General features: G+C 41.4%; 18 protein-coding genes. 12 read left to right on the top strand and 6 right to left on the bottom strand.

Annotated elements, in window-relative coordinates:
• Positions 1 to 25 precede the first annotated feature (25 nt).
• Positions 26 to 1,222, bottom strand: coding sequence for a heparan-alpha-glucosaminide N-acetyltransferase domain-containing protein (locus EW142_RS04005; RefSeq protein ID WP_130609979.1), 1,197 nt, complete (start codon positions 1,220 to 1,222; stop codon positions 26 to 28).
• Between the two features lie 129 nt (positions 1,223 to 1,351).
• On the opposite strand from EW142_RS04005, the gene EW142_RS04000 reads away from it, so the two are divergent.
• The 5 genes from EW142_RS04000 to EW142_RS03980 all read left to right on the top strand — a co-directional run bounded on the left by EW142_RS04000 (position 1,352) and on the right by EW142_RS03980 (position 8,971).
• Entirely contained in the window at positions 1,352 to 1,885 is a 534-nt protein-coding gene (locus EW142_RS04000) for an NADPH-dependent FMN reductase (protein WP_130609977.1), read from the top strand.
• Positions 1,886 to 1,891: 6 nt separating this feature from the next.
• Positions 1,892 to 3,196 carry an anthranilate synthase component I family protein gene (locus EW142_RS03995; protein WP_130609974.1) on the top strand — a complete coding sequence of 435 codons (1,305 nt, stop codon included), beginning with the start codon at positions 1,892 to 1,894 and terminating at the stop codon, positions 3,194 to 3,196.
• 16 nt (positions 3,197 to 3,212) lie between these two features.
• Positions 3,213 to 4,520 (top strand): tRNA lysidine(34) synthetase TilS, encoded by a 1,308-nt coding sequence (gene tilS, locus EW142_RS03990; RefSeq protein ID WP_130609971.1) that lies wholly within the window; start codon positions 3,213 to 3,215, stop codon positions 4,518 to 4,520.
• Positions 4,517 to 6,499, top strand: a complete 1,983-nt coding sequence (locus EW142_RS03985; protein ID WP_130609968.1) for a protein-disulfide reductase DsbD family protein — start codon at positions 4,517 to 4,519, stop codon at positions 6,497 to 6,499. The genes tilS and EW142_RS03985 overlap by 4 nt, the downstream gene beginning before the upstream one ends.
• Positions 6,500 to 6,571: 72 nt before the next feature.
• Positions 6,572 to 8,971 (top strand): penicillin acylase family protein, encoded by a 2,400-nt coding sequence (locus EW142_RS03980; RefSeq protein WP_130609965.1) that lies wholly within the window; start codon positions 6,572 to 6,574, stop codon positions 8,969 to 8,971.
• Positions 8,972 to 9,043: 72 nt separating this feature from the next.
• On the opposite strand, the gene EW142_RS03975 is transcribed toward EW142_RS03980, so the two are convergent.
• Positions 9,044 to 9,511, bottom strand: a complete 468-nt coding sequence (locus tag EW142_RS03975) for a hypothetical protein (RefSeq protein WP_130609962.1) — start codon at positions 9,509 to 9,511, stop codon at positions 9,044 to 9,046.
• A 202-nt stretch (positions 9,512 to 9,713) separates the two neighbouring features.
• On the opposite strand from EW142_RS03975, the gene EW142_RS03970 reads away from it, so the two are divergent.
• Positions 9,714 to 11,246: a YifB family Mg chelatase-like AAA ATPase gene (locus EW142_RS03970; protein WP_130609959.1), complete on the top strand. Its 1,533-nt coding sequence runs from the start codon at positions 9,714 to 9,716 to the stop codon at positions 11,244 to 11,246.
• Positions 11,247 to 11,253: 7 nt separating this feature from the next.
• Here EW142_RS03970 and EW142_RS03965 read toward each other — a convergent pair whose 3' ends face one another.
• From EW142_RS03965 to EW142_RS03955, 3 genes are all read right to left on the bottom strand, one after another.
• Complete coding sequence (locus tag EW142_RS03965; RefSeq protein ID WP_130609956.1) at positions 11,254 to 11,901, bottom strand: GNAT family N-acetyltransferase; 648 nt, start codon at positions 11,899 to 11,901, stop codon at positions 11,254 to 11,256.
• Between the two features lie 5 nt (positions 11,902 to 11,906).
• Entirely contained in the window at positions 11,907 to 12,785 is an 879-nt protein-coding gene (locus tag EW142_RS03960; RefSeq protein ID WP_130609953.1) for a beta-keto acid cleavage family enzyme, read from the bottom strand.
• 139 nt (positions 12,786 to 12,924) lie between these two features.
• A complete protein-coding gene (locus tag EW142_RS03955; protein ID WP_130609950.1) occupies positions 12,925 to 13,368 on the bottom strand; it encodes a hypothetical protein in 444 nt (147 codons plus the stop codon).
• A gap of 179 nt (positions 13,369 to 13,547) precedes the next feature.
• Here EW142_RS03955 and EW142_RS03950 point away from each other — a divergent pair, with 179 nt between their 5' ends.
• The 4 genes from EW142_RS03950 to EW142_RS03935 are packed head-to-tail and all read left to right on the top strand — an operon-like array spanning position 13,548 to position 17,050.
• The gene (locus EW142_RS03950) at positions 13,548 to 14,741 is read left to right on the top strand and encodes an Nramp family divalent metal transporter (protein WP_130609947.1); all 1,194 of its coding nucleotides are present in this window, start codon (positions 13,548 to 13,550) and stop codon (positions 14,739 to 14,741) included.
• Positions 14,741 to 15,484, top strand: a complete 744-nt coding sequence (gene pxpA, locus EW142_RS03945; protein WP_130609944.1) for a 5-oxoprolinase subunit PxpA — start codon at positions 14,741 to 14,743, stop codon at positions 15,482 to 15,484. Before EW142_RS03950 ends, pxpA begins: the two co-directional genes overlap by 1 nt.
• Positions 15,481 to 16,215: a 5-oxoprolinase subunit PxpB gene (gene pxpB, locus EW142_RS03940; protein ID WP_130609941.1), complete on the top strand. Its 735-nt coding sequence runs from the start codon at positions 15,481 to 15,483 to the stop codon at positions 16,213 to 16,215. The genes pxpA and pxpB overlap by 4 nt, the downstream gene beginning before the upstream one ends.
• Complete coding sequence (locus EW142_RS03935; RefSeq protein WP_130609939.1) at positions 16,208 to 17,050, top strand: 5-oxoprolinase subunit C family protein; 843 nt, start codon at positions 16,208 to 16,210, stop codon at positions 17,048 to 17,050. The genes pxpB and EW142_RS03935 overlap by 8 nt, the downstream gene beginning before the upstream one ends.
• Here EW142_RS03935 and EW142_RS03930 read toward each other — a convergent pair.
• A complete protein-coding gene (locus tag EW142_RS03930) occupies positions 17,047 to 17,775 on the bottom strand; it encodes a nitroreductase family protein (protein WP_130609936.1) in 729 nt (242 codons plus the stop codon). The genes EW142_RS03935 and EW142_RS03930 overlap by 4 nt on opposite strands.
• Positions 17,776 to 18,021: 246 nt before the next feature.
• Between EW142_RS03930 and ilvD the strand changes: the two genes are divergently transcribed.
• Positions 18,022 to 19,698 carry a dihydroxy-acid dehydratase gene (ilvD, locus tag EW142_RS03925; RefSeq protein WP_130609933.1) on the top strand — a complete coding sequence of 559 codons (1,677 nt, stop codon included), beginning with the start codon at positions 18,022 to 18,024 and terminating at the stop codon, positions 19,696 to 19,698.
• Between the two features lie 47 nt (positions 19,699 to 19,745).
• Positions 19,746 to 21,479, top strand: coding sequence for a biosynthetic-type acetolactate synthase large subunit (gene ilvB, locus EW142_RS03920; protein ID WP_130609930.1), 1,734 nt, complete (start codon positions 19,746 to 19,748; stop codon positions 21,477 to 21,479).
• Position 21,480 lies beyond the last annotated feature (1 nt).

The raw sequence follows: 21,480 nt of genomic DNA, 5'->3' as shown, positions 1-21,480 counted from the left end.
GGAAATTTTTTGGGAAAGGTTCTAACTAGTTTTTGACGAAGGCGAACACCCTGCTCAAGAACAGCTTGGCTCGCATACCCAATTCCTTTAAAACGGGTTTGGCAAGATCATAGGCTTCGGCAGTCTGAATTTTAGCCCATTCAAAAATCAAGGAGATATTGTCCTTGATTTCTTGTTCGCGCTTATTATAGGCAAGCGCCAAATATGTGCAAAGAACCATAAAAGCAATGGCGCCGGAAATCACCAACGTTGGGTTAAGCGAGTGGTTCAAGAAACGATAAAGGCCCAATCCCGTGAAACTTCCATAGAGAACAATAAAATGAATCACGTAGATGGACAAAGTGCTGGCTCCAATTTTTAGTACCGTAGCGTTGTTCATAAATTTCCTCAGAATCATGAACACGGCAAAAACGAGGAACACATCCCCAAGTCTAATAAACAGATAGTTGTTAAAGAAGATATCCGCAAAAAGCTGAATTCCAGTTGTTCTATGCAGCTCTAAAAACGCGTCCGAGGAATAGAAAATCAAAACTGAGCCTATGGCAATAGCACTGCTTATCGCAACGGGATATAGATATTTTGAATTTTTATATCGGGTAAATAAAATAGACAAAAACCCACCAATGGTAGCATAGCCCAACCATGGAATAATGGTAAAGACTGAGCCATTGGACTTGGTAAAATAATTGGCCAGTGCATCAGGCAAAAATCCAAAAGACCATGTTTTGTAAAAAGGCTCAAAAAGAAACAATAGAATAGTGACCCCTAGCATCAGGGCAGGGAAGAGCCAGGGTTTTCTTTTGATGCTGAACAAATAAATTCCAATCACACCCAAAATGGAAAGACCAATGCAGTGCAATACATCCACCAAATAAAAGGAATCATAAATCTCTCCATTTAAGAGACCAAACAAATTCATCCGTAGTAAATACCCTATTAATAGGAGTTGTAATCCTCTTCGAATCCCTTTTTTTACCCTTGGATTTTCTAACCCCTTTTGGGGTACTCGAATTAACAAATAGGTGAAAATAAAACCAGAAACCGTAAAGAATACGGGGGCTGTAATCCCTCTAAAATAGAGCCATGTATCGAATACTAGATTATTCCTATCCCTAAAGACCGGATCTAACAACCCATCGATGAAATGCCCTTGAAGCATCATCAAAATGGCCCATGCGCGCATGGCGTCGATAAAGAATAACCTAGTGCTATTGGATTTCATTGTAAAACAATTATCCTATATACTTGCATAACAAGTAGTTTGGATGTTTTGCACGGCAAAATTAGACAAAATACTGGCAACTAAGGAGGTATTGGGGTATTTTAGCGAAACAATCAAATAATATAGGCAATGGCTGAAATTTTGGCATTGGCGGGTAGCAATTCTTCTACTTCCATTAATTATGAATTGATACGGTATACCACTTCTTTAATAGAAGGTCATGAAATTCAAGTACTAAATATGGCCCAATATCCTTTTTCTATGTATTCGGAAGATGAAGAAAGGCAAAAAGGATTTTCAAACTCTTTGATAGAGTTGAAAAATGACATCCAAAAAGCCAAGGGCGTTGTCCTGTCGGTCAATGAGCACAATGGAAATCCTTCGGCCTACTTTAAGAATGTAATAGACTGGCTTTCACGATTGGAGCGTAAATTTTTTCAAGACACATTTGTATTCTTAATGTCAGCCTCTAGAGGAAAAAGGGGGGGAGTAGGCTCCTTGCAAGTACTGGAAGCCTTGTTGCCGCGTTTTGGTGCCGAAGTGGTCACCACGTTCTCTTTACCCTCGTTTCAGGAAAATTTTGAAAAAGGTACTATTGTTTCCTCTGATTTACAGTTGGCACATCAGGACGCTCTGAATCGATTTTTAGAAAAACTAACCTAGGTCGATTTGCAAAGAGTACTTCGTTCTTTTCCTTTTTCGGATTTAAAAGCTCTTAAAAAAGCACTATTGAACTGGTCAAGACCCTATCAGCATATTGTATGGTTGGATAGCAATGAGCATCATGAACCCTATTCATCTTTTGAAGCAGTACTGGCGGTTGGTGGACAGACCAATCAGTCCAAAAATTTCATTAAAACCATCGATGAAGTACAAAATTACCTCGACAAAACGAAAGATTGGCTTTTTGGATGCATCACTTATGATTTTAAAAATCAGCTAGAGGCCCTAAAATCTAGAAACCGGGATGCACTGGATTTTCCCGAAGTTTGTTTTTTTCAACCCGAAAAGATTATCAGGATAAAGGACAACTCGGTTGATTTCCTTTATCTGGAATCCGTTGCAAACGAAATCGAAAATGACTTTAATAAAATAAGTAATTCTACTTCCAATCAAACCGATACATCAACCCGTGGGGTCCGAATTCAAATGCGCATCCATAAAGATGCCTATTTTGAAAAAGTCAATTCGCTATTGGACTCCATCAAGAGAGGCGATATCTACGAAGCCAATTTATGCCAGGAGTTTTATTCGAACAATACAGGGATGGATCCCTGGCACATTTACCGGAAACTGAATGACATTTCTGAACCCCCTTTTGCTACCTTCCTCCGCTTAAACGATAAGTACCTTTTATGTGCTTCCCCAGAGCGTTATTTAAAAAAAATGGGAAACCAAGTGATTTCACAGCCCATAAAAGGAACAGCTCCAAGGGGATTGAACGTAGATGAAGACCTAATTCTGGAAGAAGCCTTGGCAAATGACCCCAAAGAAAGGGCAGAGAACATCATGATAACCGATTTGGTAAGAAATGACCTTTCCAAAAGCGCCCTTATGGGAAGCGTTGATGTTAAAGAACTTTGCAAAGTGTATCGGTTTAAACAAGTACATCAAATGATTTCCACTATCGAATCTGAGGTATCTGTTAATACAAAGGCCACAGATCTTATTAAGGATACTTTTCCTATGGGGAGTATGACCGGAGCTCCTAAGATATCTGCGATGCAAATCATTGAAGAGCTGGAAGAAACCAAACGGGGTTTATACAGCGGAACAGTTGGCTACTTCGACCCAAAAGGTGATTTCGATTTTAATGTGGTGATTCGAAGTATTCTCTACAATGCATCAAAACAGTATATTTCCTATTCGGTAGGTAGTGCCATTACGGCCAAGTCTGACCCAGCCAAAGAATACCAAGAATGCCTTTTAAAAGCAAAGGCCATGCGCAGTGTATTGGAATCGACCGATAGTTAATCACTACTTTTGACAGGTGCTTCAGGAATTTCAACAAAATATTGAAAATCAGCTTTCTTTTTTAAAGAAGAGTTCTTTGGTGGTCGCCTGTAGTGGGGGGGTGGACAGCGTTGTTTTGGCGCACATTTGCCATCAACTAGGATTGGATATCGTTTTGGCGCACTGTAATTTTAAGCTGAGGGGTTTGGAAAGTGATGGGGATGAGAAGTTTGTAAAGCAACTGGGAAAAGCTTTAGGCCTTACCGTTTTCACAACTTCTTTCGACACCTTGGCCCATGTTAAAACCCATGGGGGTTCTGTTCAAATGGCAGCTCGGGAATTGCGTTATCAGTGGTTCGATGAACTTCTTGAAATGGAAAACAAAGATTACGTTTTAACAGCCCATCAAGCGGATGATTGCCTCGAGACTTTTTTAATTAATCTATCGAGAGGAACGGGAATTGAAGGGTTAACCGGTATTCCTGAAGTCAATAACAGGGTGGTTCGACCTTTGCTTCAGTTTTCCCGTGAAGAGATTTTGGCGTATGCGCAATCAGCCAATTTGAAATGGCGAGAGGATTCCAGCAATAGGGAAACCAAATATCTTCGGAACAAAATCAGAAAGGAAATAACTCCTAAACTTAAGGAACTCCATCCTACATTTTTGGATAACTTTTTAAGAACCCGGGAATATCTGCTACAAACAAAAGGTTTAGTGGATAAAACCGTTGAAAATACGAGGACTAACTTGTTTGTTAAGGAAGGGCAAAGAACTAAAATTCCAATTAAAGAGCTTAAAAAGCTTGAACCATTGAAACCCTATTTATTTGGACTCTTTCACCCCTATGGATTTACAGAATGGGACGATGTGCATGCGCTTTTGAGCGCTATGAGTGGTAAGGAAGTCCACTCTAAAACCCACAGATTATTAAAGGACAGAGCGTATTTGATTCTTAAGGAAATAACGGTCCAGGAGTCAAGCGTACATCTTTTGGAAGAGGAGCAAAAAACTATCAAACATCCCATTCATTTGACCATAGAAGAGGTTTCTCAAATAGAAAATCCATCAAAAAACACCGTTTTTTTAGATAAGGAAAAGTTAAACTATCCGTTAGTATTAAGGAAATGGGAAAAAGGCGACTATTTTTATCCACTTGGGATGCAGGGGAAGAAAAAGCTATCCAAATTCTTTAAGGATGAAAAAATGGATGTTTTTTCGAAGGAGAAGCAATGGTTGATTTGCTCAGGAGATGAGGTTGCTTGGGTAGTCGGACGCAGGGGAGATGAGCGTTTTAAAGTAAGCAATGCAAGCCAAAAGATTATTAAAATCACGGTTAACGAATGAGAGTATTAGCAATACTTTTTGCAATTTTATTCAATTTTGGTTCGGTTTTCGGTCAATCTGAAGACAATCCGGCCATTTGGTCACATTCGGTGGAGAAAATATCCGAGACCGAATATGAGTTGACCTTCAAAGGGATTATCCAAGAGGGATGGCATGTGTATTCGCAATACACAGCGGAGGGAGGTTCACTGCCCAGTGAGTTCACCTTTGAAGGAGCAGGAGAGGACTACGAACTGATAGGGGGTACGGAGGAGAGTGAGACCATTAAGGAGTATAGTGAGATTTTTGAGGTGGAAGAAACCTTCTTCAAAGGAGAAGCCATCTTTACGCAAAAGATTAAACTTTTACGACCTGAGGTATCGCAGATTTCAGTTAATCTATTCTATCAAATTTGTAAGGAAGTCTGCATCCCCATGGATGAATTTTTTCAAATTTCTTTGGACGGCTCAGCCTTTATTACTGAAACCAAAAATCTTGACGAAGCCAGCGTTGCTTTGGGGGAGTCCTTAAAAATTGACTTGCAGAACAGGGAAGTTTTAAGCCAGGGAGCCTTGGGCAATTCAGCTTCCAAATCGAACCTCTGGATGATATTCGGACTTGGTTTTTTGGGTGGATTGATAGCTTTGTTGACTCCCTGTGTGTTTCCGATGATTCCGCTAACGGTTTCTTTTTTCACCAAGCGGTCACAGCAAAGGTCGAAAGGAATCTTCAATGCCATTCAATATGGCTTCTTTATTGTCTTGATTTACTTTTTGCTGAGTTTGCCTTTCCATCTTTTCGATTCCGTCGATTCGCAAATTCTGAATACCATTGCAACCAACATTTGGCTGAATATTCTCTTTTTCATAATCTTCGTCTTTTTTGCATTTTCCTTTTTCGGCTACTACGAATTGACCCTTCCAAGCTCATGGGCCAATAAGATGGATGCCGCTTCACATAAGGTTGGTGGAGGTTTGGGTATCTTTTTTATGGCATTGACCTTGGCGATTGTTTCCTTTTCGTGTACGGGTCCCATTTTAGGTGGACTTTTGGGAAGTACGACACTGGCCGAAGGAAATGTTGCCATAAATTTATCGGCCGGAATGGTAGGTTTTGGTTTGGCCTTGGCATTGCCCTTTGCTCTTTTTGCGCTTTTCCCAGCTTGGTTAAATTCCCTTCCTAAATCAGGAGGTTGGATGACCACGGTAAAGGTGGTTTTGGGCTTTTTGGAACTGGCACTGGCCTTCAAATTCTTGTCCAATGCTGATTTGGTTGGTAATTGGGGGATTTTGAAGCGGGAAATCTTTTTGGGAGTTTGGATTGTACTTTTCGTTTTATTGGCCCTCTATTTATTTGGAGCATTTCGGTTTCCACACGATGGTCCCAAACAAAAACTGTCCGTTCCACGTAAGATTGTCGGGCTCTTTTCTGCCGCTTTTTCGATATATCTTATCCTAGGACTTGCCAACATTACCCATCTTCGTTTTTTGAGCGGTTTTCCACCGCCTGACTTTTACAGTCTACAACAGACCGATAGTGAATGTCCACTGGGATTGGATTGCTATAAGGATTTCGATGAAGGTTTGGCCGTTGCCAAAGAACAGAACAAACCCATTTTATTGGACTTTACCGGATGGGCCTGTGTAAATTGTAGAAAAATGGAGGAGAACGTGTGGAGCCAGGCCAGCATTTATAGAATGCTTAAAGACGACTACGTCCTTATTTCGTTATATGTGGATGATCGGAAGGAATTACCAACAGATGAACAATTTGATTTTAAGTACGATTCGGGAAGAATAAAATCCATAGAGACCATAGGCCAGAAGTGGGGCACTTTTCAAACCATAAACTTCAACGCAGCTTCGCAGCCCTACTATGTCTTGCTTTCTCCAAACTTGGAGATTTTGAATGAAGCCGTTCAATATGTGGATGCGGAGGTTTATGAAGAGTGGTTAAAATCTGGTTTGGAAAACTACCAGCTCTCCATGAATCGACCATAGTTTTTTCATTTCATTTCCTGTTTTTACAAAAAAATGTAACTTCGAAAAGCTAAATAACTTAACCGAAGCTTTGTGAAAACATTCAAAAAGATACTTCTACTTCTTGCTGTTGTTATTGTATTACTGGTAATAGGAACAGCATTGTTCATGAACACCTTAAAACCGGAATATAGTGGTCAAAAAACCATGGCCGGCTTAAGCGATGAGGTAACTGTGTTCTATGATTCCTTTGGAATTCCCCATATATATGCAGAAAGTGAAGAAGATGCCTTTCAGGCCTTGGGCTATGTGCATGCGCAAGACCGCCTTTGGCAAATGGAATTGTTGCGAAGGGTGGCCAAAGGAGGATTGTCAGAGGTTTTTGGTCCAGATTTGGTAGACACAGATAAGTTTTTTCTCTCCTTGGGAATTGATGAACATACCAAAGCAACACTCACTAACATTGATAACGGCAGTCCTATGGCAGCATTATGTAATGCCTATTTGGATGGAGTCAATAGTTTTATTGAGAACGGACCTACGCCTGTTGAGTTTTATCTAACGGGTTTGGAGAAGAAGCCTTTCACGCTGGAAGACGTATACAATGCAGTGGGATATATGGCTTTTACTTTTGCCATGGGACATAAGACAGACCCCTTGCTTACCGATTTGAAAAATGACTTGGGTGAGGAGTACTTGAATGATTTGGCCATTGAATCCGATTCCTCAACGGTTTGGATAAAAAACTATAAGAATGTCTCCTCGGATTCTATTGCCACGAACATCACCGCAGCGGTAACCAAAGCTCTTGACAAATTGCCCATTCCACTTTTCGTAGGAAGCAACAGCTGGGTACTGGCTCCTGAAAAAACTAAATCTGGGAAGGTTATTTTGGCAAACGACCCACATATTGGTTTTGCTCAGCCATCAGTATGGTACGAGGCCCATGTGAGCACTCCCCATTATGAAAAGTATGGGTATCACATGGCAGGAGTGCCTTTTCCGTTGTTGGGACATGACAGGAATCTGGCCTATGGCTTGACCATGTTCCAAAATGATGACCTTAACTTCTATTTTGAAGAACTAAATCAGGCCGATAGTACAAAATACAACACTGAAGAAGGCTGGAAAGAGCTTCAAGTAGTGGAAAAGACCATTTCAGTTAAGGATGGAGATGATGTCTTGTTCACCTATAAAAAAACAAGGCACGGACCCATTCTTAATGGAATAGCAGACCAGATTACCCAAGAACGACCCGTAGCCATGTCATGGATCTATACCCGTCTCGAAAACAAGGTTTTGGATGCACTTTACGGTATTACCCATGCAGAAAATTTGGATGAGTTTCAAGAGGCCCTGCCCAATATTCATGCCCCAGGGCTTAATGTGATGTATGGCGACGCGGAAGGAAATGTTGCATGGTGGGCCAGTGCCCAACTTTACCAGATGCCCGATAGCATTTCCTCTAAGTTTATTTTGAATGGAGTCTCTGGCGAAGAGGAACCCGTTCGTTACCTCGATTTCTCCGAAAATCCGAGTGCAATAAACCCTCCATGGAACTACGTCTATTCCGCCAACAATCAACCTGATTCCATTGCAGGAATGCTCTATCCTGGTTATTATTTGCCGGAAAACAGAGCGAAACGCATTGTTGAACTTCTCGACAATAAGAATGATTGGGACAAAGAATCGGTTTCTGAGATGATTTTGGATGTGACCTCTTCCGTCAATCCGAGGCTAGTGTCAGAACTTATTAAGCTTTTGGATATATCCCACCTCGATCAGCAACAGTTGGTTGAAGTGGATAAGCTGAGCAATTGGGATGGATCATATACGCTGGACAGTCAAAGTGCACTATTATATCACAGAAGTGAATACTACGTGCTCAAAAACACCTTTGAGGATGAAATGGGACCTGAGCGATTCAAACAATTTCTTTCAACCCATTTGATGAAGAGACACATAGCCTGGGGCGCCATTATGAAAGTAGGCAAATGGTGGGATAACGTACTGACCCAAGACGTGGTGGAAACACGAAACCATATTGTGCTCAAGTCTTTCGCTGATGCCTGGACATCTTTGGTCAAGGATTTTGGACCAGACCCCAATGAATGGACTTGGGACAAAGTACATACCTTGGAACATAAACATCCGATAGGACAGGTAGCGTCTTTGCGAAAGTATTTAAACGTAGGACCCTTCCCCGTTGAAGGAAGTCGAGAGGTTATCAACAATATGACCTTCCCCTATGATAGTACCGGGTTTTATAAGGTCAGTACAGGGCCATCTACACGCAGAATAATTGATTTCTCAGATATTGAAAATAGCATCAGTATATTGCCAACCGGGCAATCTGGAAATCCACTTAGCGAACATTATAAAGACCAGGCCGAACTTTATGTCCGAGGTGAGTTTAGAAAAATGATGATGAATCAAAATGAAATAGAAACCACATCCAAGTCGAAGCTGGTTTTTGTTCCTTCCGAAAATTAAGAATCGTAATACGTTCAATTAGAAATGCGAGGGTTTAAACACCCTCGCATTTCTAGTTTTCTGAAATAAGGATTAGGGACAAACATCCTCACTATTTGCGGTGTACGGTTCCTGTCCACGCCCGGCTAAATATCCAGCAATTTTCCCTTGATTAAAATCACCAACCGTATTATTGAACAAATTGTTATAGTACGTCTGATATTGGTTTTGGGTTTGTTGAATAATTTGTTGGGCAAAAAGAGCGGTATTCCATTTTATGCCAACGGTTCCCGAACCGACTACAATTCTAATTTTATAACAAGGAGGATAGGACTGTTGAGTGACAACACTGTTGTAGTGAAAGACCCAATCCTCGTATCCACGACGCCAACCACAGTCATAGACGGAATTTGAAAAGATACCATATCCAGTACAGACTATAGGGCCTAGGGCATTTGTGGCGGTAGGTTCTTCAGAAACTTGAACTGGATTCTCGATTTCGTTTTCTGAACAGGAGATAGAAACTGCAAAAACGGCTAACATGACAAATAACTTTTTCATAGAATATAGATTTAGAGTTACTTAAAGTTAGTGAAATATTATATAAGTAAGAAAAAACCTACATGTAAATTATCGCTTATATTGAAAAAGAATTATTCATGTAATGAAAGGGCAGTTTGAACAATTTATACTGCCTATCCATCAAAGTATGTCAGTCATCTCCCGAGATTGAAATTATATTGTTTTCCATAGGATTTATGGAATGTTAACCAAAGTATATGGAAGTGCTGTTTTTGGAATAGAGGCCACTACGGTCACCGTTGAAGTCAATATCGATAGAGGAATTGGCTATCATCTCGTGGGACTACCCGATAATGCAGTAAAAGAGAGTCAATTTCGAATTGCTGCGGCGCTAAGGAACAACGGCTTTAAAATCCCAGGAAAAAAAATTACCATCAACATGGCCCCTGCAGACCTGCGCAAAGAAGGTTCGGCCTATGATTTAACTTTGAGCATGGGTATTCTTGCTGCTTCTAATCAGATAGAGGCTGACGAGATAGACCAATATCTGATTATGGGTGAGTTATCCCTCGATGGAAGTGTATTGCCTATAAAAGGAGCACTTCCCATTGCTATAAAGGCTTTGGAAGAAGGGTTTAAAGGATTTATTCTGCCCTATGAGAATGCTAGGGAAGCTTCCATCGTCGAAGGTCTTAAGGTGTTTGGAGTAAAGAAAATTGATGAGGTGATTGATTTCTTCGAGGGTAGATTAACCCTTCAACCTCTACAAATCGATATAGGGAAAGAATTCACGGAAAATCAAGAATTTTCGGAATTCGATTTTAGTGATGTCAAAGGACAAGAAAGTATTAAACGTTGCATGGAAATTGCTGCGGCAGGGGGTCACAATATCATATTGATCGGACCTCCTGGAGCTGGTAAGACCATGTTGGCCAAAAGGCTGCCCTCAATATTGCCTCCCATGACCTTGGCGGAAGCTCTGGAAACTACCAAGATACATAGTGTTGTGGGCAAGGTTAAAACCCAAGGTCTTATGAGTCAACGTCCTTTTCGCAGTCCACATCATACGATTAGCAGTGCCGCTTTGGTCGGTGGCGGGAGTTATCCGCAACCTGGTGAAATATCCTTATCGCACAATGGGGTTTTGTTTTTGGATGAATTGCCCGAGTTTGAACGAAGAGTGCTCGAAGTTATGCGTCAACCCATGGAGGATAGGGAAGTCACCATAGCCCGAGCAAAATTTGCTGTAACCTATCCAAGTAGTTTTATGTTGGTGGCTAGTATGAATCCAAGTCCTGGAGGGTATTTTAATGACCCCGATTCTCCCATTACCTCCTCACCTTCTGAAATGCAACGCTATCTTGGGAAAATCTCAGGTCCACTTTTAGATAGGATTGACATCCATATTGAGGCTACTCCAGTACCGTTCGAACAATTATCCGATGATCGGAAAGGAGAAAGCAGCCTTGAAATACGAAAGAGGGTAGTTGCTGCAAGAGAATTGCAAACCCAACGATTTACAGAAATGGGCATTCATTACAACGCACAAATGAATACCAAACACATTCGGCAATTCTGCTTTTTGGAGGGCACTTCCAAAAACTTACTTAAAACTGCCATGGAACAGCTGAATCTTTCTGCCCGAGCCTATGATCGTATTTTGAAAGTGGCACGCACCATAGCGGATTTAGATGGAGAAGAAGGTATTTTGGGCCAGCATATCTCAGAAGCGATTCAATATCGAAGCCTGGACAGGGAAGGATGGTTGGGCTAGTGCTCCACTAAGCACCGTAACTTTTGATTTTAAATGTTTTATGAAAACGTTTAAACAGAACGATTGCAAAATACAAGGCGATTGGTCGAGCATTAAGCTTTTTTTTGAATTTCAAAGAGGATTTGTTGAAGTAATCGGTTACACTGTAGATTCTTTCAATTCCCTCTTTTCGGAGCATTCCGTATGTATGATAACGCAGGTAAGGAGCCAAGTTTTTACCTCGAAAAGACTGATAGGTGTACATGTTCAGAAGATAAGCCTCATTCGATTTTAACTGATATTCTTTCTTTCGATAAACTACATTATCATATTGAATGCACATTACTGCGGCAACTTCATTGGCATGTTTAAGTGCAATGACCTTCATTTGGCCATTTTCGCTTGCTTTTGACACATGTTTGGGGTCAAAAAACGTTATGTTGCGCAATGAGGCTATTTCTTCTGTGCTTAACAAATCGGTATGATAGTCTTCAGAATTTCCTTTGATTTTTGGATCATCACAAAGCCCATCACCTTCCAAAACCCAGTAGTATGGACCAATATCAATTCCCAACTTGGCCAAAATACTCCTAAGGGTCCATAAAAAAAGACCATGCCTTATTCTTATAAAGAACAGTCTGAGTTTGTAAAACCTAGCCTTCTCGTCTGTTTTCATGAATCTTAAAGACCAACCACTGGCCGACCATAATTATCGGTAAATTCTGTTGACATATTCATTTTGCGCCTAAATTCATTGGGCTTCATGACCTCTCTTTCGTTAGCCTGGGCTATGGTGTGGATTCTATGAATCAAATCAGCATTGGTAGCCAATCGAGTTCTTTGCGTATCGTACCATATGTTGTCCTCAATACCCACGCGAACTCCACCACCCATAGCTATCGCCAGAGAGTTCATCTTTAATTGGGCATTACCAATTCCCCCAATACTCCAAAAAGAATTTTCGGGAAGTTCATTGATCATAACTCCAGCATTTAATAGATTGGCTTGGGCACATGCAATATTTCCTAAAATAAGGTTGAAGTAATACGGTGGCTTAATCAATCCTTTTTTTTCTAAATATTTGGCATAATTGATCATACCTACGTCAAAAACTTCCAACTCCGGCACAATACCCCGTTCTAACATGGTTTTGGCCAAATCTTGAATCATTTTTGGTGAATTCATACTCGCTGTTGCATTGAAATTCAGAGAACTCAATGTAAGGCTTCCCATATCCGGTTTTAGAGAACCATCAAGAAACAAGGAATCTGCTCTTTTTTCAAATTCTGAGAAATTTCTCCCACTTAATGAAATACATAACACCAATTCTGAATCGTATTTTCGAATACCTTCAATAATCTCTGCATAGATTTCTTTTTGATAAGTTGGCTCACCGGATACCGCATCCCTTGCATGTAAATGGGCCATGGTGATACCAATTTCAGATGCGCGCAGAACATCATCCACAATTTCTGAAACGCTTATCGGGACGTGGGGAGTAATTTCCTTAGTAGGAATCATTCCAGTTGGGGTGAAGTTGATGATCAGTTTTTCAGCCACGGGATTGGGTATTTATCGCTTAATGCAAAGTTTGAAGCCGTAAAACTAACTCTTAAAGTCATTAAGCACTATGAAATAGGACTAACTCTTGGTTTCTTGGATAAAATACGAAAAAGACAAATTGAAGCCAGAAATTGAATCAAATGACTTTCATATTGGTTTTCAAAGCGGTGATAATGCCCAGAACATTGTTTACCGTATCCTCAAGGTAATATTTTATGGTAAGGTGTGGGATACGCACGGTGGTAAAACCATTTTTAAAAGAGTACATGGCTTCCTCGAGGTCCCTTATGGCCTGTTCGTGGGTGATTAAATTGTACTCTGAATCAATTTCGATGTTGAGTTTTACCCGTGAAAAGGCTATATCAACTGATTTATTCCCATCCCACCATTCTAACATGGGTTGGGCACCTTTTTCTTTGAGGGCATAGAACAACTGAATAGCCTCTAAGGGTGTGTTATTGTTAAGAATTATTCTTTTGATGAGTTTGGTGTGTCGCTCACAAAGGACAACCCCTAAGTCTCCAAAAGATTCCTTATGTTCATGTTGGCTTATTTTTTTGCCACAATCATAGCATGTCATAAGTATCGGTCAAGTTTAGGTCAATTATGTGATTTGGGATTATTATAACTTTTACATTTTCATATTCGTATAATTTGTGGTGATAAATAGGGGTACTTTTAGACGAAATGCATTTTTTTGGACGAAATGCACATTTTTCTGCAAAAGAATCTATTTTCATATCCTCTAATTTTAAAATCATGCTCAAAAAAATTGGACCGGGAATTTTAGTGGCGGCTGCTTTTGTTGGACCGGGAACGATTACCGTTTGCACCATAGCAGGTGTTGGTTTTGGTTTCGCATTGATTTGGGCCGTTTTGGTTTCCATTTTGGCTACCATTATTCTTCAAGAAATGGCAGGCCGAATCGGTTTTCTTGCCCAAACAGGACTTGTTGATGTTGTAAAGGGGCAATTAAGAAACATCTGGTTGCGAAACAGTGTTATTGGGGTGGTTTTGGCGGCTATTCTTGTGGGCAATGCCGCCTACGAAGCTGGTAATATTGGTGGGGCCACCCTTGGTCTGGAGGGTGTTTTCGGGAATACCCCGTTCTCCTTTTTTTATCCATTGCTAATAGGACTGTTGGCATTTGCCATCCTTTGGTGGGGAAACTACAAATCACTTGAACGTATCTTCATCGCATTGGTTGGGCTCATGGGTCTTTGCTTTATCATTTCTGCGATAATTACAAAACCATCAATCTTTGAGATTTTAAAAGGAGCTTTTGTGCCTACCCTGCCTCAGGACAGTATTTTGACCGTTATGGCCTTGGTGGGTACGACCGTAGTGCCTTACAACCTTTTTTTGCATGCAGCTCTTGTCAAGGAAAAATGGGGGGCATCTGGTAATTTGTCAACAATTCGTTGGGATACTATTGTGTCTATTGCCATTGGTGGAGCCGTGTCCATTGCAATTTTAATAACGGCTTCGGCCTCCCAAATTGATAATGTCACCAATATCATGGATTTGGCCAAAGGTGTTGAGCCCCTATTTGGGAAAATGGCGGTATACTTTATGGTCATAGGATTATTTTGTGCTGGTGTGACCTCTGCTATGACAGCACCTTTAGCTGCAGCTTATGTGGCGAACAGTTGTTTTGGGTGGAGAGGGACCAAAGATATCAGGTTTAGGATGGTATGGATAGCGATTCTTTTTTTGGGAGTGCTGTTTTTGTCCTTTGACATTAAGCCTATTCAAATCATTCAATTTGCTCAAGTTGCCAATGGCATTCTATTGCCTGTAATGGCAATTTTGCTACTTTGGATTGCCAATAAGAAGAATGTCATGGGTGCTCATTCGAATTCGTTGGTTCAAAATTTGCTTGGTGTCATTATTATTGGCTTCACAATTTTTTTAGGGGTAAAAAGTATCTTAAAGGTTTTTGAATTGCTGTGATGAAACAATGGAGAGTTGACATAAACTGCGATGTTGGGGAAGGAGTGGGCAATGAGGCCAAAATCTTTCCTTTGATTACCTCCTGTAATATTGCCTGTGGCGGCCATGCTGGAGATAAGGGCTCCATGCGTTCAATGATAAAACTGGCAAAACAGCACGATGTAAAAATCGGCGCCCATCCCTCATATCCTGACCCAGCCAATTTTGGGAGGAAGGTTATGCAAATACCACATCCAAAACTTAAAGAAAGCCTTTTAAAACAACTTAGGGATTTCAGTTCAGTGCTCAAAGAAGAAAACGCAACTTTACATCACATAAAACCGCATGGCGCCCTTTACAATGAGGTCGCAAGAGACGAAAACTTGGCTGCTTTATTTCTTAACATCGTCAAAGAGTTCGGTTCAACACAAACCATATATGCGCCTTTTGGTTCTTGCATCGCTCAATTGGCGCCCAAGGTTGGGGTAAGGGTCATTTTTGAAGTTTTTGGGGATAGAAGTTATAATAATGATGGAAGTTTGGTGTCCAGACAAATGGATGGAGCCATCATTCATGAGCCCAAAGCGGTACTGGAACATATCTTACCCATGATTAAGTTGGACAAAGTGAGGACCTTGCAAGGGAACGAAATACAAACTAAGGCAGAAACTATTTGTATTCACGGTGACACAAGCTCGGCATTGGAAATATTAACGTATCTTTCACATGAATTTCCAAAGCACAAGTTGCTGTTAAGAGAGTGAAAAAGTACCCCATCACCATCAAGCCATTTGGCGAAAGAGCCATTTTAGTGGAATGGCCGAATCAAGTTGAAGAATCCATCTTACAGGATATCTTAGGGTTTACCACAGCTTTTGAAGAATTAGGGATTTCCGGTTGGGAGTTGGTTCCTGCATACAATTCGGTTACCATGATTTACAATTTGGCTACTCTGGATTTTGACCAGATAAAACAGACTGTATTGGACTGTTATTCCAAAAGAAATGAAGTGGAATCCCAAAAAGAACGTTTTCTCTGGAAACTTCCCGTTTGTTATGACAAAGAATTTGGAATTGATATTGAAGAAACCGCTCAGAAGCTTGAACTATCTGTGGAGCAACTAATTCAAGAGCATACTTCTTTTGAGTATACCGTTTTTGGGATAGGTTTTTTGCCAGGGTTTATGTATTTGGGTGGCCTCCCGAAGACTCTTGAACTTCCAAGGCGCGATGAACCAAGATTGCATGTTGCCAAAGGCTCTGTAGGTCTTGCTGGGAAACAAACCGGCATTTACCCCCAAGATTCTCCTGGCGGATGGAACATAATTGGAAACTGCCCTGTTTCCATTTTTGATGCTTCTAAAGAAGAACCCTGTTTTGTTAGTGTAGGTGACAAAATAAGCTTTCAAGCTATCTCAAGAGCTGAATATGACCTCCATAAAATTGAGGGAGAAGTAGGAATTTATAAGGTTGAAAAAATAGACTTGAATGCTTAAGGTTTTAAAATCTGGTTTTTTCACGACAATTCAGGATTTGGGTAGGCTCGGACATCGCAGTATCGGGGTTCCGATTTCTGGTGCCATGGATCACAGCGCTGTGAAAAAAGCCAACCTTATGTTGGAAAACAATGCTGGGGATGCTGTTTTGGAAATCACCATGACGGGGCCAACGCTTCAATTTGAACTGTCCACTTTTATTTGTCTATCTGGGGCCCTGATGTCGCCTACCCTGAACAACAAACCCATCGACAATTATAAGGTAATTCCGGTAAAAAAAGGCGATATTTTATCCTACGGCAGATTGGAAGCCGGTTTTCGAAACTATTTGGCCATAAAGGATGGGTTTCAAACACCAAAAATGCTGGGAAGCGCTTCTCAATATTTTCCGGTGACAGCTAGGAAGTGTATCAAAGATGGGCTCGAGATTGAATACAAAGGAACCGAATCCTTTGAACCGATACTCACGGAGCTAAAGACAGAAGAGCAATTTGCGTTAGAGTCCATGAATGTATACAAAGGACCTGAATACGGTATCTTATCTGACTCACAGTTAAAAAAGCTATTTTCCCAACCGTTTACCGTATCAAAGGAAAACAATAGAATGGCCTATCAACTTTCGGAAAAAATTGAGGGCCATTCGCATTCCATGCTTACCTCCGGAACGTTACCTGGCACCATCCAAATTACACCGGCCGGTAAATTGATAATTTTGATGAAAGATGGTCAGACAACCGGGGGGTATCCAAGAATTTTGCAAATGTCAGAGGCCTCGATTTGCAATTTGGCTCAAAAAAAGTTTGGGGATATACTATCCTTTAAACTGATCAACTAGATTTTGCGATATACCTCTTCAAAGGGCACCCTAAATCTAGGTCCATAAATTCCTTTGTCTGCACGTACACCACAACCAATCACCATATTAATTTCTGCTCCGCGGGTCAAGCCTAAAATTCGCTTTACAGCCAAGGTATCGCTCCCTTCCATTGGGCAGGTATCATAACCTATAGCGGCCATGCCCAACATGAAATTTTGAGCCGCCAACCCTGCACTTTTGTGTGCGACGATACGCATATCGGACCTTCTGACTTGACGATAGGTCGGTCTGAAAATACCGACGACTTGAAAAACAACAAACTTTAACCATCCCAAAATCCCTAAAAAATCTGAGTATACCGACGGAATCAATTTCTGGTAATAGGCCATGGCAAACTTTTCCCTTTTGGTGTAGTCTTCCTTTGCTTTGTGCCCGTAGGCAGCTTTTAAAAATTCAAGATTGGCCTTTGCGCGCTTTTTCCACAGATCCTTTCGGGCCACCACCACTACCATTTGCTTTGCGGTTTTGGCGGCATTCTGCCCCAAACAAGCCTTTGTCAGTTGGGCCAAGGTATTTTTATCAGAGACATGATAAAATTCCCAAAGCTGCAAATTACTACTGGTAGGAGCGAGAACAGCTTTTCGGAGGCACTCTTTTACTTTTTCCGTTTCAATTTCTTTATCCTCTCGGAAGACCCGAACGGAACGTCTGTATTCTATTGCTTCGCTTACCGTTTTTTCCATAGACTCAAATGTAGTCAAAATGAGGCGTGAATCACAGGAACCCCAACATCCCAATGATGTGTTGAAACTAATTGAATATGATATTTTATTTCTAATTAAATATCTGGATATCAATTTTTTACCTACTCAAAAGTAGGTCTGAATCTAAACCCATTATTTATGTTAAAAATATTGGGTATTTGAAAGATATATCTTTGAAAACTAAAGTAAATTCAGGTAAAGTTTGTTTTTGAAAGAGAATTTTTAATGGAACTGAACAAGTACAGTAAAAATGTTACCCAAGACCCGACGCAGCCAGCGGCCCAGGCCATGTTGCATGCCATAGGGCTTACGGATGAAGACCTAAAGAAACCCTTGATTGGGATAGGAAGCACGGGCTACGAGGGTAACCCTTGCAATATGCACCTAAACGAACTTTCAACTTTCGTAAAACAGGGTACCAGTGAAGCAGATGTGATAGGACTTATTTTCAATACTATTGGCGTAAGTGATGGAATTTCTATGGGAACCTATGGAATGCGCTATTCACTTCCTTCCAGGGATATTATCGCAGATTCTATGGAAACCGTGGTTCAAGCCATGAATTATGATGGACTGGTTACCGTTGTGGGTTGCGATAAGAATATGCCAGGAGCCTTGATGGCCATGATTCGGTTAAATCGCCCTTCCGTTATGGTCTATGGAGGCACAATAGCTTCCGGATGCCTGAACAATAAGAAGTTGGACGTGGTATCCGCATTCGAGGCCTGGGGTGAAAAAGTGGCAGGAACCATGAACGAGGCTGAATATAAAAGCGTTATTCAGAATGCATGTCCAGGAGCAGGGGCATGTGGGGGAATGTACACGGCAAATACAATGGCGTCTGCTATTGAAGCTTTGGGCATGTCCTTACCATATAGTTCCTCAAACCCAGCCGTGGGAGAGAAGAAGAAAGGAGATTGTATAGCAGCAGGAAAGGCATTGAGGCATCTTTTGGAAAAAGACATCAAACCAAGTGATATCATCACCAAAAAAGCTTTGGAAAATGCTGTCAGATTGATTGTCGTATTAGGCGGCTCTACTAATGCAGTGCTTCATTTTTTGGCCATAGCCAGAGCAGCCAATATTGATTTTGGTCTCGATGATTTTCAAAGAATCAGCGATTCCACACCTTTCTTGGCAGATTTAAAACCTAGCGGTAAATTTTTAATGGAAGACCTTCATAATGTGGGAGGTATACCCGCTGTTATGAAGTTTATGTTAAATAATGATATGCTCCATGGCGACTGCCTGACCGTTACTGGAAAGACCGTTGCGGAGAATTTGAAAGATGTTGGTGATTTGACAGAAGGACAGCAGGTGGTTAAAAACCTGGATACTCCGATCAAGGAAACAGGACACCTTAGAATTTTATATGGAAACCTTGCCAAAGATGGTTCGGTTGCAAAGATAACCGGAAAAGAAGGATTGTACTTTTCAGGTCCGGCAAAAGTGTTTGAGGGCGAGTTTGAGGCCAACGACGGAATAAAAAATGGCGAGGTTAAAAAGGGAGACGTCGTGGTCATTCGCTATGAAGGCCCCAAAGGTGGGCCTGGAATGCCTGAGATGCTCAAACCCACAGCCGCAATTATGGGTGCTGGATTAGGTAAGGATGTCGCTTTGATAACTGATGGAAGATTTTCGGGAGGGACCCATGGTTTTGTTGTAGGGCACATTGCTCCTGAAGCGCAGGATGGAGGTGTTATTGCATTGGTTCAAGACGGGGACCTAATCACAATTGATGCGGAAAAAAATAGTATTTCGGTTCAGATGTCCGAAGAAGAACTGAAAAAAAGAAAGAATAATTGGATACAACCTGCTCTAAAAGTTAAAAGAGGCAGTTTGTACAAATACGCAAAAACGGTTTCATCGGCATCTTTGGGCTGCGTAACCGATTTGATATAGTATTCGACATAGACTGTTTGGTTCACAAACATCAAAATAATGGGCTTATGGAAACATTAAAGGCGCAAAAAAAAGATTCAAAAAAACAAGCAGCCATCCGAATTACGGGAGCAGAAGCGATAATCCACTGTTTATTGGCAGAGGGAGTTGACTTGATTTATGGTTATCCTGGCGGGGCGATTATGCCGGTCTATGATGAACTTTACAAATTTCAAGATAGATTGACGCACGTACTTACTCGCCATGAGCAAGGCGCCACCCATGCCGCTCAAGGCTATGCACGGGTAAGTGGGAAAGTAGGAGTGGCCATGGCAACTTCAGGACCCGGGGCCACAAACTTGGTCACCGGATTGGCGGATGCCCAAATTGATTCCACCCCGATGGTCTGCATAACGGGTCAGGTTCCAAGACACCTTTTGGGGTCCGATGCCTTTCAAGAAACAGACATTGTCGGAATCTCAACTCCGGTCACCAAGTGGAATTATCAAATCACCAAGGCATCTGAAATTCCAGAAATTATGGCAAAGGCCTTTTATATTGCCAAAGCGGGAAGACCAGGACCTGTTTTGATTGACATTACCAAAAATGCGCAATTTGATAAGTTGGACTTCATCTACGAAAAATGTACTGGGGTTCGGAGTTATAAACCAAACCCTGAACCCGATTCCAAGGCCATAGAATCCGCAGCTGAATTGATCAACAGGGCCAAGAAACCCTATATTATTTATGGTCAAGGTGTGATTCTTGGTGAAGCGGAGCAACAACTTAAAGCATTGGTTGAAAAAGCGGGGATACCTGCAGCTTGGACCATTTTAGGGCTTTCTGCCATGGATACAGCGCACCCTCTAAATGTGGGCATGGTAGGGATGCATGGAAATTATGGCCCAAATGTATTGACCAATGAATGCGATGTGCTCATTGCCATCGGAATGCGCTTTGATGATCGTGTGACTGGAAGCTTGGACACCTATGCTAAACAGGCCAAGGTCATCCATTTTGAAATTGACCCGGCCGAAATCAATAAGAATGTAAAAGCCGATGTGGCCGTTTTGGGAGATGCCAAACAGACCCTTGATTTGTTGTTGCCGCTTATTAATAAAAATAAACATCCTGAATGGCGAGCCGAGTTTGACAAGAAACATGAGATTGAATATGAAACCGTAATCAAAAAAGACCTTGAACCCACTAAACCAGGGTTGACGATGGGCGAGGTGATTGAAGAAATCAACAAGGCCTCCAATAATAATGCAGTCATAGTTACCGATGTGGGCCAACATCAGATGATAGCCTGTAGATATGCGAAATTTAGCGAAACCAAGAGCAACATTACCTCTGGCGGTTTGGGCACCATGGGATTTGCACTTCCAGCAGCCATTGGAGCCAAAATGGGAGCCATGGATAGGGAAGTTGTAGCCATTATTGGCGATGGAGGGTATCAAATGACCATTCAAGAACTCGGAGTGATCTTCCAACATAATGTTCCTGTCAAGATTGTTGTGCTGAACAATGATCACTTGGGCATGGTACGACAATGGCAAGAGCTGTTCTTTGAAAGCAGATATGCATCCACAGTAATGACCAACCCAGATTTCGTAAAAATTGCAGAGGGATATCACATAACCTCAAAAAGAGTAAGTGAACGTTCTGAGCTGTCTTCCACGGTACAGGAAATGATAGCCTCAAAAGACCCCTTCTTTTTGGAAGTTCGTGTGGAAAAGGAGGACAATGTCTTTCCGATGATTCCGTCTGGAGCCTCTGTGTCGGACATTAGATTGAAATAGT

The sequence above is a fragment of the Flagellimonas allohymeniacidonis genome (assembly GCF_004296335.1).
GTDB lineage: Bacteria > Bacteroidota > Bacteroidia > Flavobacteriales > Flavobacteriaceae > Flagellimonas > Flagellimonas allohymeniacidonis.
Note: the sequence above shows the minus strand (reverse complement) of the source record. Positions and strands in the feature narration are given on the sequence as shown.

What these genes read in the sequence shown, in the direction of transcription:
- EW142_RS04005 (WP_130609979.1), bottom strand. Translation starts at nt 1,222, where the DNA reads ATGAAATCCAATAGCACTAGGTTATTCTTTATCGACGCCATGCGCGCA.
- EW142_RS04000 (WP_130609977.1), top strand. Translation starts at nt 1,352, where the DNA reads ATGGCTGAAATTTTGGCATTGGCGGGTAGCAATTCTTCTACTTCCATT.
- EW142_RS03985 (WP_130609968.1), top strand. Translation starts at nt 4,517, where the DNA reads ATGAGAGTATTAGCAATACTTTTTGCAATTTTATTCAATTTTGGTTCG.
- EW142_RS03975 (WP_130609962.1), bottom strand. Translation starts at nt 9,511, where the DNA reads ATGAAAAAGTTATTTGTCATGTTAGCCGTTTTTGCAGTTTCTATCTCC.
- EW142_RS03970 (WP_130609959.1), top strand. Translation starts at nt 9,714, where the DNA reads ATGTTAACCAAAGTATATGGAAGTGCTGTTTTTGGAATAGAGGCCACT.
- EW142_RS03965 (WP_130609956.1), bottom strand. Translation starts at nt 11,901, where the DNA reads ATGAAAACAGACGAGAAGGCTAGGTTTTACAAACTCAGACTGTTCTTT.
- EW142_RS03955 (WP_130609950.1), bottom strand. Translation starts at nt 13,368, where the DNA reads ATGACATGCTATGATTGTGGCAAAAAAATAAGCCAACATGAACATAAG.
- EW142_RS03950 (WP_130609947.1), top strand. Translation starts at nt 13,548, where the DNA reads ATGCTCAAAAAAATTGGACCGGGAATTTTAGTGGCGGCTGCTTTTGTT.
- pxpA (WP_130609944.1), top strand. Translation starts at nt 14,741, where the DNA reads ATGAAACAATGGAGAGTTGACATAAACTGCGATGTTGGGGAAGGAGTG.
- EW142_RS03935 (WP_130609939.1), top strand. Translation starts at nt 16,208, where the DNA reads ATGCTTAAGGTTTTAAAATCTGGTTTTTTCACGACAATTCAGGATTTG.
- EW142_RS03930 (WP_130609936.1), bottom strand. Translation starts at nt 17,775, where the DNA reads ATGGAAAAAACGGTAAGCGAAGCAATAGAATACAGACGTTCCGTTCGG.
- ilvD (WP_130609933.1), top strand. Translation starts at nt 18,022, where the DNA reads ATGGAACTGAACAAGTACAGTAAAAATGTTACCCAAGACCCGACGCAG.
- ilvB (WP_130609930.1), top strand. Translation starts at nt 19,746, where the DNA reads ATGGAAACATTAAAGGCGCAAAAAAAAGATTCAAAAAAACAAGCAGCC.